General features: G+C 61.9%; 8 protein-coding genes, 1 tRNA gene and 1 pseudogene. 3 read left to right on the top strand and 7 right to left on the bottom strand.

Annotated features, from left to right (window positions below):
- Positions 1–59: 59 nt before the first annotated feature.
- A complete protein-coding gene (locus DGI_RS15790; RefSeq protein WP_021762227.1) occupies positions 60–1,328 on the bottom strand; it encodes an aminotransferase class I/II-fold pyridoxal phosphate-dependent enzyme in 1,269 nt (422 codons plus the stop codon).
- Positions 1,329–1,752: 424 nt separating this feature from the next.
- Here DGI_RS15790 and DGI_RS15785 point away from each other — a divergent pair, with 424 nt between their 5' ends.
- The gene (locus DGI_RS15785; RefSeq protein ID WP_021762225.1) at positions 1,753–3,195 is read left to right on the top strand and encodes a lipopolysaccharide biosynthesis protein; all 1,443 of its coding nucleotides are present in this window, start codon (positions 1,753–1,755) and stop codon (positions 3,193–3,195) included.
- A 66-nt stretch (positions 3,196–3,261) separates the two neighbouring features.
- On the opposite strand, the gene DGI_RS15780 is transcribed toward DGI_RS15785, so the two are convergent.
- Positions 3,262–3,633: a response regulator transcription factor gene (locus DGI_RS15780; RefSeq protein ID WP_021762224.1), complete on the bottom strand. Its 372-nt coding sequence runs from the start codon at positions 3,631–3,633 to the stop codon at positions 3,262–3,264.
- Positions 3,634–3,696: 63 nt separating this feature from the next.
- Positions 3,697–6,336: a methyl-accepting chemotaxis protein gene (locus tag DGI_RS15775; RefSeq protein ID WP_021762223.1), complete on the bottom strand. Its 2,640-nt coding sequence runs from the start codon at positions 6,334–6,336 to the stop codon at positions 3,697–3,699.
- 420 nt (positions 6,337–6,756) lie between these two features.
- On the opposite strand from DGI_RS15775, the gene DGI_RS15770 reads away from it, so the two are divergent.
- Positions 6,757–6,833 (top strand) — tRNA-Arg (locus DGI_RS15770).
- 199 nt (positions 6,834–7,032) lie between these two features.
- Here the strand turns inward: DGI_RS15770 and DGI_RS15765 are convergent.
- On the bottom strand, positions 7,033–7,533 hold the full coding sequence (locus DGI_RS15765) for a hypothetical protein (RefSeq protein ID WP_021762222.1): 501 nt from the start codon (positions 7,531–7,533) through the stop codon (positions 7,033–7,035).
- 142 nt (positions 7,534–7,675) lie between these two features.
- Positions 7,676–7,851: pseudogene (locus tag DGI_RS19365) on the bottom strand (helix-turn-helix domain-containing protein); the annotation flags it as partial.
- Positions 7,852–8,224: 373 nt separating this feature from the next.
- On the opposite strand from DGI_RS19365, the gene DGI_RS15760 reads away from it, so the two are divergent.
- Positions 8,225–13,684 (top strand): diguanylate cyclase domain-containing protein, encoded by a 5,460-nt coding sequence (locus tag DGI_RS15760; RefSeq protein ID WP_021762221.1) that lies wholly within the window; start codon positions 8,225–8,227, stop codon positions 13,682–13,684.
- A gap of 293 nt (positions 13,685–13,977) precedes the next feature.
- Here DGI_RS15760 and DGI_RS15755 read toward each other — a convergent pair whose 3' ends face one another.
- Positions 13,978–15,366, bottom strand: coding sequence for a phosphomannomutase/phosphoglucomutase (locus DGI_RS15755; protein ID WP_021762220.1), 1,389 nt, complete (start codon positions 15,364–15,366; stop codon positions 13,978–13,980).
- 227 nt (positions 15,367–15,593) lie between these two features.
- The gene (locus tag DGI_RS15750; protein WP_021762219.1) at positions 15,594–16,673 is read right to left on the bottom strand and encodes an NAD(P)H-dependent flavin oxidoreductase; all 1,080 of its coding nucleotides are present in this window, start codon (positions 16,671–16,673) and stop codon (positions 15,594–15,596) included.
- Positions 16,674–16,735: the final 62 nt, after the last annotated feature.

Below are 16,735 nucleotides of genomic sequence, written 5' to 3'. Positions count from 1 at the left end.
CCTTGGGAACCTGTTTTCCTGCGTTGGTCACGCCCCTACCACGACTGCTCGGGAGAAAATCAGGACGAAGCTGCCGCCATGGCGCCGGCATTGTCGTCCCGAACCGGTGCCTGGGCGGCCTGCGTGTCTTGCACGCGGATGCCGAACTCCCGGGCCAACTCGCCCAGGGCGGTGAGCACAACGTCCAACTGCGCATCGGTATGCGTGCTCATGTATGCAGTTCTGATGAGGGCCTTGCCTTTGGGGACGGCAGGATAGATGGCCGGCAAGGCAAAGACGCCTCGCTTGAAGAGTTCCTTGGAGATGCGCAGGGCCTTGAATTCATCGCCCACGTAAATGGGGATGATGGGGGACTCGTTGTCGCCGAACTCCAGCCCGATTTCGCGATACCCGGTGCGGATCTTGCGGGTGATTTCCCACAGCCGGTCCACCCGTTCGGGCTCGGCTTCCAGGATATTCAGGCACTCCAGCACGGTAGCCGCATTGGCCGCCGCCAGGGCGGCGGAAAAAATGAGGGTTTTGGAATTGTTTTTCACGTACGTCAGGGCGTCTTCGTGGTCCGAGGCGATGAAGCCACCAGTGGAGGCCATGGCCTTGGAGAAGGTCCCCATGATGAAATCCACATCCTGCGCCACGCCGAAATGCTGCGCCGTGCCACGGCCGCGCCCGAGCACGCCCAGGCCGTGGGCGTCGTCCAGGTAGAAGACCAAATCCGGGTTGGCCCGTTTGATCTTGATGAGTTCCGGCATGTTGGCCACATCGCCGGACATGCTGAACACGCCCTCGGTGATGAGGAAGCACACAGAATCCGGATGACTTTCGCGCGCCTGGGCCAGCCGGCGTTCGGCGGAGTCCCGGGAATTATGCTCGAAGTACATGATGCGCGCGCCGGTGTTGTTGCAGCCTTCCTGGATGCTGGCGTGATTTTCCTTGTCGAACAGGATCACGTCATCCTTCTGCATCAGGCTGCTGATGGCGCCCAGGTTGGTCAAAAAACCGGTGGTGTGGACCACCACATGCTTTTTGCCCACAAAGGCGGCCAGCCGGGCTTCCAGTTCTTCGTGCAGGGTCATGTTGCCGGACAAAAAACGCGACCCGCCAGGGCCGGTGCCCCAGCGCTTGATGGCCTGAATGGCGGCCTCCTGCACGCGCGGGTCGTGCGTGAGACCCAGATAATCGTTGGAGCCGGCCATGATCAGGCGTTGTCCGTGCACCTCCACTTCTGTGCCAAACGAGCGGTCTATGGGCTGAAAATACGCATAGTGCTCTTTGGCCATGGGGCTTTGAATCAAACGAGTGAAGGCCTGGAAACGCTTGGAAAGCTTCATTGATGTTCCGTATGCAGGCAGGAGGAGTTGAACAGTTGATGCACGCCGCAACCCGGGCGCAGGCACAGCCGCCCTGGGATGTCCACTGCGAAGGGGCATGCATGGCTTGAGCCGGACACGATTGGCAAGGGAGTCATGATATTTTTTGCAGCACCCGTCAACCGGAAACCACCCTTGCCGTTTCGCCAGGAGGCATGGCAGCGTGAAGGAGCACCCTTTGGCGTTTTTTCTAGACTGTCCGGGGCGGCTGCGTCAAGCGCCTCTGCGCATTTCAGAGTGTTTCAAGCATGTTTTCGCCTTCTGACCGGGTGCGGCGGGTGCGCGCCCCTTTGCAGCCGGGCTGGGAACTGGTATGTGGTCATCTTTCCGCCAGTTGGCAACACCCGGGCGCGCTTTGGGCGCCGCCTCCAGCCACACACCACGCATGCCCACACCCCCCAAGGCCACGCCGCCCGCACCGTCCCACAGCATTTTCCGCAAGAGCGCCTACCTGCTTGGCGCCCATGGCCTGCGCGAGACGCTGCAATCGTTGTTTCTCATTCTGCTGGCGCGCATGTACTCCCCGGACGTGTACGGGCAGTTCATGCTGGCGTTGAACATGGGGGCCATTCTGCTGTTCATCGCCGAATTCGGCTTGAACCAGCACCTGGCCACCCTGCTGGCCCGCAAGGCGGACTATCCGTCCACCATTCTCAAGCAGATCACCGTGGTCAAAGGGTTGCTGCTGGGGGTTTCCTGGCTGGGGATGATCGGGTTCATCCTCTGGCAGGAATATTCCTTCAACCTGGCCATGCTGGTGATCATCGTGGCCACGGGCGTGGGGCTGGAGGCCATGGCCAGCTCGTATTACGTGGCCTGTCAGCTGCTGGACCGGCAGGACGTGGAAAGCAAGTGGCGCGCCGTGGCCAGTGTGCTCAGCTTCGGGTACGGCATTGCCGCCCTGCTCATGGGGGCTTCGGCGCTGGCGGTGTCCTGGTTCAAGCTCATTGAGACGGCGGCGGCCTCGGCCGGGGCGGTGTTCGCCACCTTGCGACGCTCGCGGGCCAAGTTCCGCCTGCGCCAGTTCAGAACCATCTGGCATACCTGGCGCGGGGGCATCACGTACACCATCATGGCGGTGGCGGCCATCTTCTACAATAAGATGAACGTCTTTTTCCTGCAGAAGTATGGTGGCTCCCAGGCGGTGGCCCAGTACAGCGTCACCTGGCAGGTGGTGGACTTTGTGGCGATTCTGGTTTCCGGCACGCTGCTCAGGCGGGTGCTGTTCCCGCTGTTTGTCAAGCTCTGGGTCACCAACAAGCCGGAATTCTCCCGGCTGGCCCGCAACACCTCGCGTTGGCTGCTGGCCGTGGCCATCCCCGTCTCCTTTCTGCTGGCCGTGGAGGCAGACCGGCTCATTCCCCTGGTGTTCGGCAACAACTTCCCGGACGCCATCTGGATGCAGCATTATCTGGTGGGCACCATCCTGGCGGCGTTCCTGCATAATCTGGCCCACTACCTGATGATTTCCATCCAGCGCGAGCGGCTGCTGCTCATCTTCTATCTGACCGGGCTGGCCCTGAATCTGGTGCTGTGCATGCTGCTCATACCGCCCTACCCGCTGCTGGGCACGGCATTGTCCATCCTGCTCACCAAGGTGGCGGTATGCATCATGACGGTGGGGTTCTGCCAGTGGCGGCTGCGGATGATCCCCGGCCGATCCCTGTTCCACATGATCCTGGCCACGCTGCTGGGTCTGGCCTTGTATCTGCTGGGACTGGACCACCTGTTCCGCGAGGCGGCAGAGGCCCTGGCTGTGCTGCCCGTGGCCGTGCTGGCCTGGCGCTGGCGCAAGGCCCTGGACGAACAGACCATCAAGGTGGTGTGACCGCCGGGGAGCGCGCGCCGAAGAAGTTTCCGGCAGACGCTCCCCTCCCCCCTGCTGCGGCCTTCCTCAGCGCGCTGCCAGCAGTTCCCGCACCGTGGCGATGACGATCTGCCGGTCCAGCGGCTTGGGCATGGTCCGATCCGCGCCGTAGTCCTTGGCCCAGTCCAGGGTTTCGGTATCGGTGAAGGTGCTGCCGGCGCTGATGGCCACCACGGGCAGCTGCGGCCGCGCCGCCTTGAGTTCCTTGATGGTGGACAGACCTTCCTTGCCGGGCATAAAGATGTCCACAATGGCCAAATCCACCGTCTGCTGGCCGGCCTGGGCCACGCCTTGCAACCCATCGGCGGCCTCCAGCACCTGATGGCCTTCTGCCTCCAGAAACTCCCTGAGCATCATGCGGATGATATCCGAATCGTCAACAACAAGAATGAGAGCCATATGGGCATTCCTTGCGTGCATGAAGAGTGATGATACGATACGGCGGGACGGGATGCGCTCGCCCTACACCGCGTCCGAATCCTCGCCGCCGTGTTGTCCGGCGGTCTGCATCTGATTGATGATTTCCATCAACCGGGCTGCCTGCCCGTGCAGACGGTCCACCACCTGGATGGCGGCGTCCATGTCTGCGCGGATGTCCGAGGCCACGCCGCTCACCTCTTCGGTGGCGTTGCTGATTTCCTGGGCTGCGGAGGACTGCTCTTCCGAGGCCGTGGCAATGGCCCGCACCTGATCCGCCGTCTCCTCGGCCATGGCCACGATTTCCAGCAGCCGCTGCTCGGCATTGCCGGCCTTCTGGGCGCTGCGCTCCACGGCTTCTGCGGCCTTGACCACCTCTGCATTGCTGTTGCGTGCGCCGCCTTGGATGGTGCCGATGGCATCCGCCACTTCCCTGGTGGCCACCATGGTCTTTTCCGCCAGTTTGCGCACCTCATCCGCCACCACGGCGAACCCGCGGCCGGCGTCCCCGGCACGGGCCGCCTCGATGGCGGCATTGAGGGCCAGCAGGTTGGTCTGGTCGGCGATGTCGGAAATCACCGTCAGCACGCGGCCGGTATCTTCCGCCTGATGCACCAGTCTGGCCATGTTCTGCTGCAGCACCTCGGCCACGGCGCGCACCTCGGCCACGGCAGCCTGCACTTCCTGCACCACCAGACCGCCCTCGCGGGCCTTGTCCTTGGAGTGCTCGGCCAGGTTGGCGGCGGCGCCGGCGTTCTGGGCCACCTCCATCACCGTGGCATTCATTTCTTCCATGGCAGTGGCGGTTTCCTGGGAGCGGTTCTGCTGACGGATGACGCCCTGGTTGGTCTGGGCCACGCGTTCCGCCAGGGCCTTGGCATCGTCGGACACCATGCGGGCCACGCCTTCGGCCGAGGCCGCGGCGCTGGCGATGAGCTGATTCTGCTCGGCCAGGCGCTCCTGCTGGCGCTTCACCTTGGTCAGGGTGGCCAGCATGCAGAACACGCCCAGCAGCGTGCCGGCATCGTCATAGATGGGGGCGGCATCCAGCTTGACAAAGAACCGCTCGCCCCAGCCATACTGGCCGTCATATTCCACGTTGGTGATGATTTCCCGCTGCCGCATGGCGCGGTCCATGGTCTGCTGGACAATGCCATGACGGGAGAAGCTCTCCTGCAGGCCGCGGCCCAGGTACTGCTCGGGCTCCTTCTTCTCGCCGATGAAGTGGGCCATCCAGCGGTTGATGAGGGAGATGCGCCCCTGGGTGTCCGCCACCACGCAGGGCAAGGTGACGGAATTGAGGATGCCCTTGGCAAAGGCCAGTTCGCTTTTGAGATGCCGGACCATGATTTCAATGGACGACTTGAGCGCCCCCATCTCTGCCCGGTATGTGCCGGTGATGGGTGCATCGAGATTGCCCTGGGCCACGGCATCCGCATAGGCCACAATGGCGTTGATGGGCCGGTTGAGCATGCGGCGCACCAGCCACAGGCTCGCCCCGGCCATGACCAGCAGAAACACCAGGGCGAAGGCGGCCAGCTTGAGAATGATTCCCGTGATGGTGGCGTTCAGCTCGTTGGTTTGCGTGGCCACGGCGGCATCGATTTCGTCGATGTAATCCCCCAGCCCCACAACCCAGCCCCACGGCTTGAACATGAGCACGTACGAAATCTTGGGGAACCGCTCCGCCGTCTCCCCGCCGCCGGGCATCGGCTTGGTCCAGGAATAGCGCACGTAGCCGTCGGTGTGGTCCCGGGCCAGCGCGGCCATGGCTTGCATCAGGTTCTTGTCCGCCTTGGGGAACGTCTGCTCGCCGCCGGCAAACTCCACCTGCGAGGCATGGTTGTAGGTGGGATCATCCATGCGCTTGCCGTTGAAATCCGGCCGGATGGGATGCATGACCATGTTCGGAAAGGGTGCGGCGGTGTCCAGAATGAAAAAATAGTTGCCGTCTGCCAGCCGCAGACGCGCCACCTGGGCCTTGGCTTCAACCTGCATGGCGGCGGTGACATCATCCAGCCAGGCGCCGGCCCCGAACATCCAGCCCAGTTCCGGATCCAGCTTGACGAAGGAAATCTTGGGCAGCGGCTTTCCCGGCGCGCCGGGCTTGTCCCACATGTACCGGACCATGCCCTCGCCCTTGTCCTTGCAGACCTTGACCATCTCCTGAAACAGAACCACGCCGTTGGGGTCCTTGAGATTGGCGATGCTCTGGCCGTCCAGCGCCGGATTTGTGGGATGCATGATCATGACTGGGGTCAGATCATTAATCCAGATGTAATTGTCCCCATTGAACCGCGCGGCGCGCACCAGATCCTTGATGCCCTGCTGCAGCGCTTCCGGGGGCATGGTATCCTTGTGGGCCTCGTAAAACGCCCTGGCCTGCCCCGCCACCATGTCCACCACGCGCTTGAGCTCGCCGCGGGTGCGCTCCTGCAGGGCTTTCTCGTCCACGGAAAGGGAGTGGTAATACTCAATAATACTATAGGCCTGTTTTACATAGTTGCGCTGCTGTTCCTTGACAGTCCCCAGGAGCGACCCGGCCGTGGCGCGCTCGCGCAAGGCCGCATACTCGTTGAGTTCCACAATAAACGAGGTCATGATGCCGGCGCTCACCAGCACAATGACCGCAATGACCACCAGCGCGACTCTGACGCTGATCGAGATGTCCCCCAACTTTTTCATGCCAGCTCCTCAAGGCGTGATGTCGCCGGGCACAATCGCCGCGGCGGGTCCAGCACATGCCGCCGGGAAGCATCCCCGGCGGGCATCTCCCTCCATGCGCCACACCACACGCTGCCCCATGCTCCCCCGGCAACGCGGCATGTCCTGCAGGCCAGCTGAAAAAGGCCTGCCCGCACGTCTGCACGACCAGCATCGCGGCAACGCCTGCGCCCACACCCTTGCCTCCGGCACACCAAGCGGGCACACACAACCGCTCTCAAGAGACAACCAACCGTATTGAGTTGTAGCGAGAACAACGGAAAAAGCCAACCCTGTTCCAGGTTTTCTGCCGACGAGGATGGTCGCCAAATTTTTTTTGCAGAGGCCGCATTTTTTTGTTGACGAGTCGGGCTCTCGCGGGTAGAGACATTCTTCTTCGACGCGCCCGTAGCTCAGCCGGATAGAGCGCCGGACTACGAATCCGTAGGTCAGAGGTTCGAATCCTCTCGGGCGCACCAAAAGAAACAGGCACTTGGATGCAAATCCAGGTGCCTTTTTCTTTGCCACGAGCTCAGGAGTACAATGAGCTCCTAAGGGGTTCATTCCCTGTACTCTTTTCCGTTGGCTGATTTCCAAAGGCTGGTCATTTTCGGGCGGAGTACAGCCCGGCAGTCTAGGGCCTGTATATGGCCCTAGTATTGATGCCATCATATTTGACTAAAGGACATGCAACTCACAATGCATCCTGGCCTTGTCCCATCCGGCGAAAATCCATTTATCCCCACGCTGGGACCCGTCAAAGGTTTTCGCCATTGCTATGAGTCGTTCAATCATGCCCTCAACATCGTTGCGCTGAAAAACCATCACTCGCAACGCTGCACGAGCCTGGACCAACTTCAAAAAGTCTTCTATTATTTTTTCGTCATTTCCCCATTCTATCTCCATCACCAATGGAGTACTAACAAGCGCACCATCTTCATTTTGGACGCGCCAATGATGGTCATATAGCCACTCAGGGCCGTCTGCCTCGGCACACCGGCTCTTGCTGGCATAAACAAGCAAGCCCCGTTTCTTTCCAATGCCAGCCATGTGCTTGTGAATCGCATCTGTCCATTGACGATCGTATTCCCATTTTTCATCCTGCAGCAGGCGGGAAAGCTTGGAAGAGAAAAAATCCTGTATTGCCTCCACGTCAACCAACGAGCTTGAATTGGTCACAACGGCCTCTCCTTGTTACGGGCACTGCAAGTCTCACCTCATGATGAGATAAACAATCATCTGAGATTTTTAATGAGTCATTGCCGCCAATGATGCATCATTTCTTCCTCTCTTTGTTCGCCAACTCCTCAAGACTCCCGCGTTACCGCACCCTCTTGAGATCCCGGTGCGGCGGTTCGCCAAAGAGGCGCTTGTATTCCCGGTTGAACTGGGTCGGGCTTTCGTCGCCCACGGCCGGCCGGCGCTGGTGGCGTTTTCGCGCCTGCCCAGCATCAGCCGCTGCGCTTCGTACAGACGCAGGCGTTTGCGGAACTGCAAGGTCGTTGCGAAGGGAGAATCTTGTTTACAGAGGTTCTCCCCTTTCGCGCGTCCCTTCCACAACATTGAAAGTGACCTTGAATCAATATACATGTCGTTGTGAGGGGGGCCGGGAAGAACCTTTCGAGAGCAAGGCGCTCCCTCCGAAGACTCCTTTCCAGGACAACTTGCCCCTAAAACTTGACCCAGCCCCCGGCGGGGCCTTGTAGGAACACCGCTTTCGGTTTACCGCGATGAGCACGGGGCAGCGCGCCCTCTTTTCCATAGGTTACTGGAGGGAAAAGACGCTCTGCCTGGACGCGGCGCAGTGTGGCAACATATCCCGTGGACTCCCATTAATCCACTTGTAGCGATCCAACCAGGCAACACAGCCATGATATTCCTTTCCGGATTCCGCGTGGGCGAGCTGCTCTACCAGGGGCCCAAAAGTCAGGTATATCGCGCCCGCCGCGACCGCGACGGCCTGCCGGTGGTGCTCAAGATTCCGGCCACGCCTGAAATCTCCATCCGCGAGAATCTTCGGTTTCAGCACGAATACGACCTGCTCTCCTCCCTGCAGCTGTCCAGGGTAATCAAGGTCTACGATTTGCTGCAATACCGGACCAGCTTTGCCATTGTGGAAGAGGATTTCGGAGCCTGCGACCTGGCCCACCACATCGAAGGCCGCCGCCTCGCCCCGCGGGAATTTCTGGACATTGCCGTGCAGATGGCCGAGGCCCTGGCCCAGCTGCACGGGCAGCACATCATCCACAAAGATGTCCATCTGGCGAATTTCCTCATCCACCCCGAAACAGGCGTGCTCAAACTGACGGATTTTGGGCTGTCCTCCCTCATTGAAGACGAGGTGCAGGAGCCGGAAAACCCGAATCAAATCGAAGGCAACCTGTACTTCATCGCCCCCGAGCAGTCCGGGCGGATGAATCGGGGCATCGACAGCCGGTCCGATCTGTATTCCCTGGGTGTCTGCTTCTATAGAATGCTCACGGGGGAGCTGCCGTTCACCTCCCGGGACCCCATGGAGCTGCTGCACGCCCACATTGCCCGGCGGCCCGTGCGGCCCCACGAGCTGAACCCCGCCGTACCGGCGGCGCTTTCCGCCTTAACCATGCGCCTGCTGGAAAAAATGGCCGAGGACCGCTACCAAAGCGCCACCGGCCTGCTGCACGACCTGGAAACCATGCGCACGGCCTGTGCTTCGGGGGCAAGCCTGTTTGACATACGCCTGGGCCAGCGGGACGTGTCGTCCCAGTTCCAGGTCTCGCAAAAGCTCTACGGCAGGGAGCCAGAAGTGCGGCGGCTGCTGGATACCTTCGAGCGCGTGGCCGGAGGTGGTGCGGAACTGCTGCTTGTGGGGGGCTATTCCGGCATCGGCAAAACCGCGCTGGTGAACGAGGTGCACAAGGGTCTGACGCGGCAGCGGGGCCGCTTCATTTCTGGCAAGCACGACCAGTTTCAGCGCAGCATCCCGTTTTCCGCATTCATCCAGGCCTTTCGCCAGCTGAGCCACCAGATTTTGTCCGAACCGGAAGCCATGGTGACCGAGTGGCGCATGGCGTTGCTGGCTGCCCTGGGGCCCAACGCCCAGGTGATTCTGGATGTCATTCCCGAGATGGAGCACATCCTGGGGCCGCAACCGCCCGTCCCGGACCTGGGGCCGTCGGAGGCGCAGAACCGGTTCATTCTTTGCCTGCAACGGTTCATTGGCGTATTCGCCCGGCCAGAGCACCCCTTGGTCATTTTTCTTGATGACCTGCAATGGGCGGATGTGCCGTCGCTCCATTTATTGCAGAAACTGGTGGGCGGGACGGATGCGACGAACCTGCTGCTGCTGGGCGCCTACCGGGACAACGAGGTTTCCCCAGGGCACCCGCTGATGCTGGCTGCCCGCCGTCTGCATGAATCCGGTGTCACGGTACACACCGTGACCCTGACCCCCTTGGACTTTGCCGACCTGTGCCGGCTGGTGGCAGACACCCTGCACCGTCCGCCCCTGGAGGTGGAAGAGCTGACGTTGCTCATCAAGGAGAAGACCGGCGGCAACCCGTTTTTCGTTTCGCAAATGCTCAAGGAGCTGCACACGCGGGGGCTGTTCCAGCTGGATCCGGAATCCGGCGTCTGGGTGTGGGACATGGACGGCATCCGCGCCATGGGGCTCACCGACAACGTGGTGGATCTCATGGCCGGCAAAATAGGCCGCATGGCCCCGCAGACGCGGCAGGCGCTGCAGCTGGCTGCCTGCATCGGCAACCGGTTCACCTTGCCCATGCTGGCCGCCATTCACGAAAAATCGCAGGCGCACACCAGCGAGGCCCTTTGGGAGGCGCTGCAGGCAGGACTGCTCATCCCCTCAGGCGCCACCTTCCGCTTTCTGCACGACCGCGTGCAGCAGGCGGCCTATTCCCTCATCGCCCAGGAGGACATTGCCCCGCTGCACCTGCGCATCGGCCGCCTGCTTCTGCGCCATGTGGGGCACACGCAGCTTGATGACGCCATCTTCGATATTGTGGCGCATTTCAACGCAGCGCTGGATCTGGTTCTGGATCCTGAGGAACGGTTGCTGCTGCTGGATCTGAACATGCAGGCCGGGCGCAAGGCCAAGGCCTCCACCGCGTACGAGCCGGCGCTGCATCATTTTGAGGTGGCCGCCTCGCTGATGCCTGCAGACGGCTGGCGGACGCACGCCCGGACCATGCTGGACGTGGTGCGCGAAAAAGCCGACGTCTCCTACCTGCTTGGCGACTTCGCCCAGGCCGAAGCCCTGCTGGACCAGGCCCTGTTGCACACGGCCGACCGGTTCGACAAGGTGGAGGTCTACATCCAGAAGTTGATCCAGTCCAATCAGCTGGGCAAGTATAACGAGCTGATGGACATCGCCCGGGACGCCCTGGCCCTCTTTGGCGTCGATCTGCCCCAGGCCGATGATGCAGCCACCCTTGCGCGCTGTTTTGCGGCGCAGATGCAGGACTACACGGAGCTGCTCGCCGGACGGCCCATCGCCGAGCTGATCCACGTCCCGGACGTGAAAGATCGGGACCAGGACAGCATTATCCAGCTCATGGCCATTCTGACCGACGGCGCCTACATCGCCGTGCCGACGCTGTTTCCGCATCTGGTCATGGATGTGGTCACCCGGTCCATGCGACACGGCCACAATGCCTTGTCCGCCATTGGCTTTGCCTGGGCCACGGTGGTCATTGTGCAGCAGCAGCAAGACTACCGCAGCGCCTTTGCCCTGGGCACGCTCTCCATGCAGCTCATCGAGCGCTTTCCCAACCCCCGCATCCAGGCGCAAATCACCTTCCTGTATGCTGTGTGCGCCATGCATTGGTTCCTGCCCCTGGCCGACCAGATAGAAATGTACAAGCGCGCCTACCAGTACGGCCTTGAAAACGGCAACCTGGTGTTCGCCGGCTACGCCCGGACCATGATCCCCAAAACTGTCCTGGCGGCCTCCACCGTGGACAACGCCCTGGAAGAAAACGATATAAGTGTGGCCTTTTACGAGAAGCGCGGCTCGCCCTTCTACATGAGCGAACGGTTTTACAGCCTGTTCCTGCACAACCTGAAGGGTGAAGGCGCCGATCCTGTCTCGCTGAGCACGCCAGAGATTGACGAACACGCCTTCCTGACGCACTGGCAGCACCCCGACTCCCTGTTCGGCCATGGCTTGGCCTATTTCCTGACCTGCAAGCTCCAGCTGCTCTTCTACTTCGGAAAGACGGCCGAGGCCTGGCGGTTTGCAGAGGCCCACGCCAGTTGGATGCAGTATATCCCCATTCTGTACGAAACCACGGTGTTCAGCTTCTTTTGCGCCATGGCCGCGGCAGAGCTGCTGGAAACGACCTCAGGCACAAGCGCTGGCAAGGAAGGAGAAGCAGCCAGGAGCGAAGAACAGGACGAGGAACGGCCGCGCATGCGCGCCCGCTTTGCGGCCTCGCTGTCCGAATTCGCCGTCTGGGCAGAGAACTGCCCGGAAAATTTCGCCTGGCAGGAACGCCTGCTGCATGCCGAACAGGCCCGGCTGACCGGCCGGCCCCAGGACGCGCTGGAGCTGTATGCCCAGGCCGCAGAAGTTGCAACCCGGCATGGCCATCCCCAGGGCGTCGCCCTGGCCCGGGAGCGCGCGGCCCTCGTGCTGCGGCAGCGCGGAGACGCAGAAGCGGCCAGGGCCTTTTTTGAAGACGCAAGCTTCAACTATTACCAATGGGGCGCGCACGCCAAGGTGCTCATGCTGCGCCAGGAGATCGACACCTGCGCCACGCCGGGGGTGCATTCCCTCCTGGAGTCCCACACGCTGGACAACTCCCGGGAATCCAACGTCCACTACATCTCTCCTTCGCAACTCCTCGATATCGGCAGCATCCTCAAAGCCACCCAGGCCATTTCCAGCGAGATTCACCAGGATGCGCTGCTGCAGGTCATCATGACCAGCGTCATCGAAAACGCCGGCGCCGAGCATGGATTTCTCCTGCTGCCAAGCAGCTCGGAGGGGCAGGATTGGTCCGTGGCGGCCATGGCCACGGTGGAGGGACAGCAGCCCCTGGACAACAGCCCCCTTGCAGGCTCCACCCTGGTCAGCGAAGCCATTGCGCGATTCGTCATCCGCAGCCGGCAGGAAATCGTATTGCATGATGCGGGGCAGCACCCCACGTTTCAGCGGGACCCGCACGTGGTGCGCAAGCATGTGCGCTCCGTGCTGTGCATGCCACTGCTGAGTCAAAACCGGCTCAGCGGCGTGCTGTACCTGGAAAACAATCTCAATCCCGGCGTGTTTGCCATTGACCGGGCGCAAACCGTCAAGATGCTTGCGGCGCAGGCGGCCATCTCCATCGAGAATGCCAATCTTTACGCCCGTCTTGTCGCCAGCGAGCAACGCTACCGCAGCATCTTCGAAGACGCCAGCGACCTGATTTTCCTCACCACCATAGATGGCCGCGTGGTGGATGTGAACCCGGCCTGCCTGGGCATGCTCGGCTACACGCGAGAGGAACTGCTCTCCCTCACCATGGCGGATTTGTATGTCGATCCCCAGCAGCGCGTCCACTTTCAGCGCACCATCGAAGCAGTCGGGACGGTGCGGGGCTTTGAAGTCAAGCTGCGCCGCAAGGGCGGGGAACGCATCGAGGCCATCCTGGCGGCAAACCTGCGGCGGGACGCGCAGGGGCGCAGCATCGGCTACCAGGGCATTCTGCACGATGTGACCGCCACAAAGCAGGCGGAGCGCCTGCGGGAGGCCTACAGCCAAGACCTGGAACGCCAGGTGCAGGAGCGTACCCAGGAGCTTTCCGAAGCCAACGACAAGCTCCAGTGGCTGAGCGATCACGACGGCCTGACGGGTATTGCCAACCGGCGAAAGTTTGATGCGGCGCTCCATGCCGAATGGAACCGCGCCTTGCGCAGCGCGTCGCCCCTGACACTGGCCCTGGTGGATGTGGACAACTTCAAGGCCTACAACGATCACATGGGCCACCTGCGCGGCGACGACTGCCTGCGTCAGGTCGCCCAAACCCTCGCCGCCAGGGTCAGGCAGTCATGCGATCTCGCCGCCCGCTACGGCGGCGAGGAATTCGCCGTCCTCCTGCCCGGCCTCGGCGCGGCCTCAGCCCTCGCGGTGGCCAGCAAGCTGTGCGCCAGCATCATGGAACTGGGCATCCCCCACGGCAAAAGCCCCACGGCGGACGTGGTGACCGTGAGCATGGGCGTCGCCACCTGCTTCCCAACGCAAGCCCTTCATCCCGAGGCCCTGGTCCAGGCGGCCGACGCCAATCTGTATCAGGCCAAAAGGCAGGGAAGAAACCGGGCAATCGCTTCGTCTTTGGGAGTTGGCAAGTAGCGGCGCAAAACCGCTCCGAGGGTGTTGCCCTATAGACTGCCGCCGCTCCAGGCCCCTGTTTCCTGCGTCCCGGAAGAAACCGCCAGGGCCCTGCGTGATGCTGCGCGCTCGCTGCAGAAACAGATCGCGCCCAAACTTTTTCGCAGGAGACATCGCGAAAGGGGAGACTTTTTGCAAAAGGCTCTCCCCCTCTCACACTCTCCCCTTCCAAAATTTTGAGAGTGACCTTGAATCANAAGAACCTTTCTTCAGAAAGGTTTTCCCCCGAGAGTTCTTTTCAAAATTAAAATACGCTAATGCACGCTGTCTTTGAGTTCGCCGATCCAGTCGGCGAGTTTGCCTTCCACCAGGGCCCGGTATTCGGCCAGCCTGGCAGGGCTTTCGGCCTCGAAGCGCAGCACCAGGGAGGGCTGGGTATTGGAGGCGCGCATGAGGGCCCAGCCGTCGGGGAAGGTCAGACGCACGCCGTCCACGTCGTTCACGTCGTAGCCCTGGGCCTTGAAGTAAGTTTTGGCCTGCTCCACCACGGCAAACTTGCGATCATCGGCACAGTCCACGCGTAGTTCGGGGGTATTGGCCGTGCGAGGCCAGTCGGCCAGAACACGGGAGAGGGGCAGCCCCTGGCGCTTGTTGGCCGCCACAATCTGGGCAATGCGCAGGGCGCTGTAAATGCCGTCGTCAAAGCCGAAGTAGCGGTCGGCAAAGAACATATGCCCGCTCATTTCGCCGGCCAGTCTGGCGCCGGTCTCGGCCATCTTGGCCTTGATCATGGAATGCCCGGTGATCCACATCAGGGGCTCACCGCCATGGGCTGCGATATCCTTATAGAGAAGATGGGAGCATTTGACCTCGCCAATGACCATGGCCCCGGGGAAATCCCGAAGCATGTCACGGGCGTAAATGGCCAGGAGCTGATCGCCGTACATGAGGGCGCCGGTCTCATCCACCACGCCCAGGCGGTCGGCATCGCCATCCAGGCCGGCCCCGAAGTCCGCGCCGGTCTCCACCACTGCGGCTTTCAGATCGCCGATGTATTTTTCGATGACCGGGTCCGGGTGATGGTTGGGAAATCGGCCGTCGGGTTCGCAGTACAGGGGGACGACGGTGCAGCCGATGCGCTCCAGCAGTTCCTTGCAGATCAGCCCGCCAGCGCCATTGCCGCCATCCACCACCACTTTCACATCCAGGGGTTCGGGGACCTGGGCGGCCAGATGGTCCAGATACATCGGGACGATATTATGCTGCGAGATGACGCCGCGGCCAGCCGGAAACTCGCCGGCCGCCATGAGGGCGAACAGGGCGTCAATTTCTGCGGTGTGGATGGTGGACTCGCCGCACCAGACCTTGAAGCCGTTGTATTCCGGCGGGTTGTGCGAGGCGGTGATCATCACGCCTGCTTTTTTGCCCAGGTGCTTGCAGGCAAAATAAAACACCGGCGTGGGGACCATGCCCAGGCAGATCACGTCCAGCCCGGCGGCGGCCAGGCCGGCGGCCAGGCGCTGCTGGTATTCCGGCGAGCTCAGCCGGCAGTCGTGCCCCACGACGGCAGACGTCTGCCCATGCCGAAGAAAATACGCGCCACAGGCCCGGCCCAGGGTTTCCACCCAGTCGCCGTCCATGTCCTTGTCCACCACTCCGCGCAGATCGTAGGCGCGGAAGACCGATTTCGAGATGGGCTTCATGCTCGCTCCAGGCAAATGAGGTGCAGTCGATTGCGCGCTGAGGGCTACCGCAAAGCCGGGGCGGATGCAATGGGGAACAGCAAAGAGATACAAAGCTTTTTCCGAGGGAATTGCCTTCTCCAGACACTTCGGCCGGCGCTCCCCCGCCCATGTGGAGGAACGCCGGCCGAACGACTGAAAAACCAGAGGGAAATATCCCCCTGACCAGGCTTTCTCTTTTTCGCTGCCTACGCCGTGGCAGCCTCGTAGCCGGCCACGAGTTCGTCCATAAGCTCCTGGACATGCAGCAGCTTGTCCACCCGCCAGGCATTGGCCCCGGCAAAACGAAGGGCGGTGTCGTCCATGCCGCGCTGGGCCTGCTTGAGGGCCAACGCGATGCAGTACGGGCTCTTGGTGGGATCGCAGCTCTTGAGGCAATGGTACGGGCAGTTGAACGGCTTTTTCTCGCCGCGCAGGGCGCCTTCCACAAAGGGGTTGCGCAGGGCGCGGCCGGGCAGGCCCACGGGACTGTCCACGATGACCATGTCCGTGGCGGTGGCGTCCACAAACGCCTGTTTGAAATTGATGTGCGCATCGCACTCATGGGTGGCCACAAACCGGGTGCCCAGTTGCACGCCGGATGCGCCAAGATCCATGATGGCCCGGATGTCCGCCCCGGTGTAGATGCCACCGGCAGCGATGACGGGAATGTCACGTCCGGCCTTCTGCACAAAGGGTTTAAGGGCCTCGATGGTCTCCGTTACCAACTGCTCCAGGCGCATGGCGGGATCGTCCAGTTCCTCGCGCTTGAAGCCCAGATGCCCGCCAGCCAGGGGCCCTTCCACCACCACGGCATCGGGCAGGCAGCTGCATTTGGACTGCCAGCTGCGAGCAATGAGCGCGGCGGCCCGGCCCGAGGAAACAATGGGCGCCAGCTTGGTGGTGGAACCCTCCGTCACGTATTTGGGCAAGGAAAGGGGCAGACCGGCCCCGGAGAGGATGATGTCGGCATTTTCAGCCGTGGCCGTGGCGATAAGTTCGGGCGAGTTGGTGAGCACGGTCATGATGTTCACGCCAATAAGGCCGCCCTGGGCGTTGGCCTTGGCCTGCCGAATTTCCCTGGCCAGGGCCCTGGAGTTGGCTTCCACCCAGTTGGTGCGGAAATCCGGCTCATCCATGCCAATGCCGGGCGTGGCGATGACGCCAATGCCGCCTGCCCGGGCAACAGCCGAAGCCAGCCCGGAAAGGGAAATGCCGATGCCCATGCCGCCCTGGATGATGGGCAGCCGGGCGGTCACGTTGCCGATATGCAGCGGAGGAATCGCCATGTCCTGTCTGGTTCCTTGAAAGTTCTGCCATGCGTGGAGACTGTCTTGCATGGCGGTCCCTG

Origin of the sequence: Megalodesulfovibrio gigas DSM 1382 = ATCC 19364, assembly GCF_000468495.1 — a bacterium.
GTDB lineage: Bacteria > Desulfobacterota > Desulfovibrionia > Desulfovibrionales > Desulfovibrionaceae > Megalodesulfovibrio > Megalodesulfovibrio gigas.
Note: the sequence above shows the minus strand (reverse complement) of the source record. Positions and strands in the feature narration are given on the sequence as shown.

Excerpts from the sequence above, each read along its gene's own strand:
- DGI_RS15790 (WP_021762227.1), bottom strand. The coding sequence starts at position 1,328 with ATGAAGCTTTCCAAGCGTTTCCAGGCCTTCACTCGTTTGATTCAAAGC.
- DGI_RS15785 (WP_021762225.1), top strand. The coding sequence starts at position 1,753 with ATGCCCACACCCCCCAAGGCCACGCCGCCCGCACCGTCCCACAGCATT.
- DGI_RS15780 (WP_021762224.1), bottom strand. The coding sequence starts at position 3,633 with ATGGCTCTCATTCTTGTTGTTGACGATTCGGATATCATCCGCATGATG.
- DGI_RS15775 (WP_021762223.1), bottom strand. The coding sequence starts at position 6,336 with ATGAAAAAGTTGGGGGACATCTCGATCAGCGTCAGAGTCGCGCTGGTG.
- DGI_RS15760 (WP_021762221.1), top strand. The coding sequence starts at position 8,225 with ATGATATTCCTTTCCGGATTCCGCGTGGGCGAGCTGCTCTACCAGGGG.
- DGI_RS15755 (WP_021762220.1), bottom strand. The coding sequence starts at position 15,366 with ATGAAGCCCATCTCGAAATCGGTCTTCCGCGCCTACGATCTGCGCGGA.
- DGI_RS15750 (WP_021762219.1), bottom strand. The coding sequence starts at position 16,673 with ATGGCGATTCCTCCGCTGCATATCGGCAACGTGACCGCCCGGCTGCCC.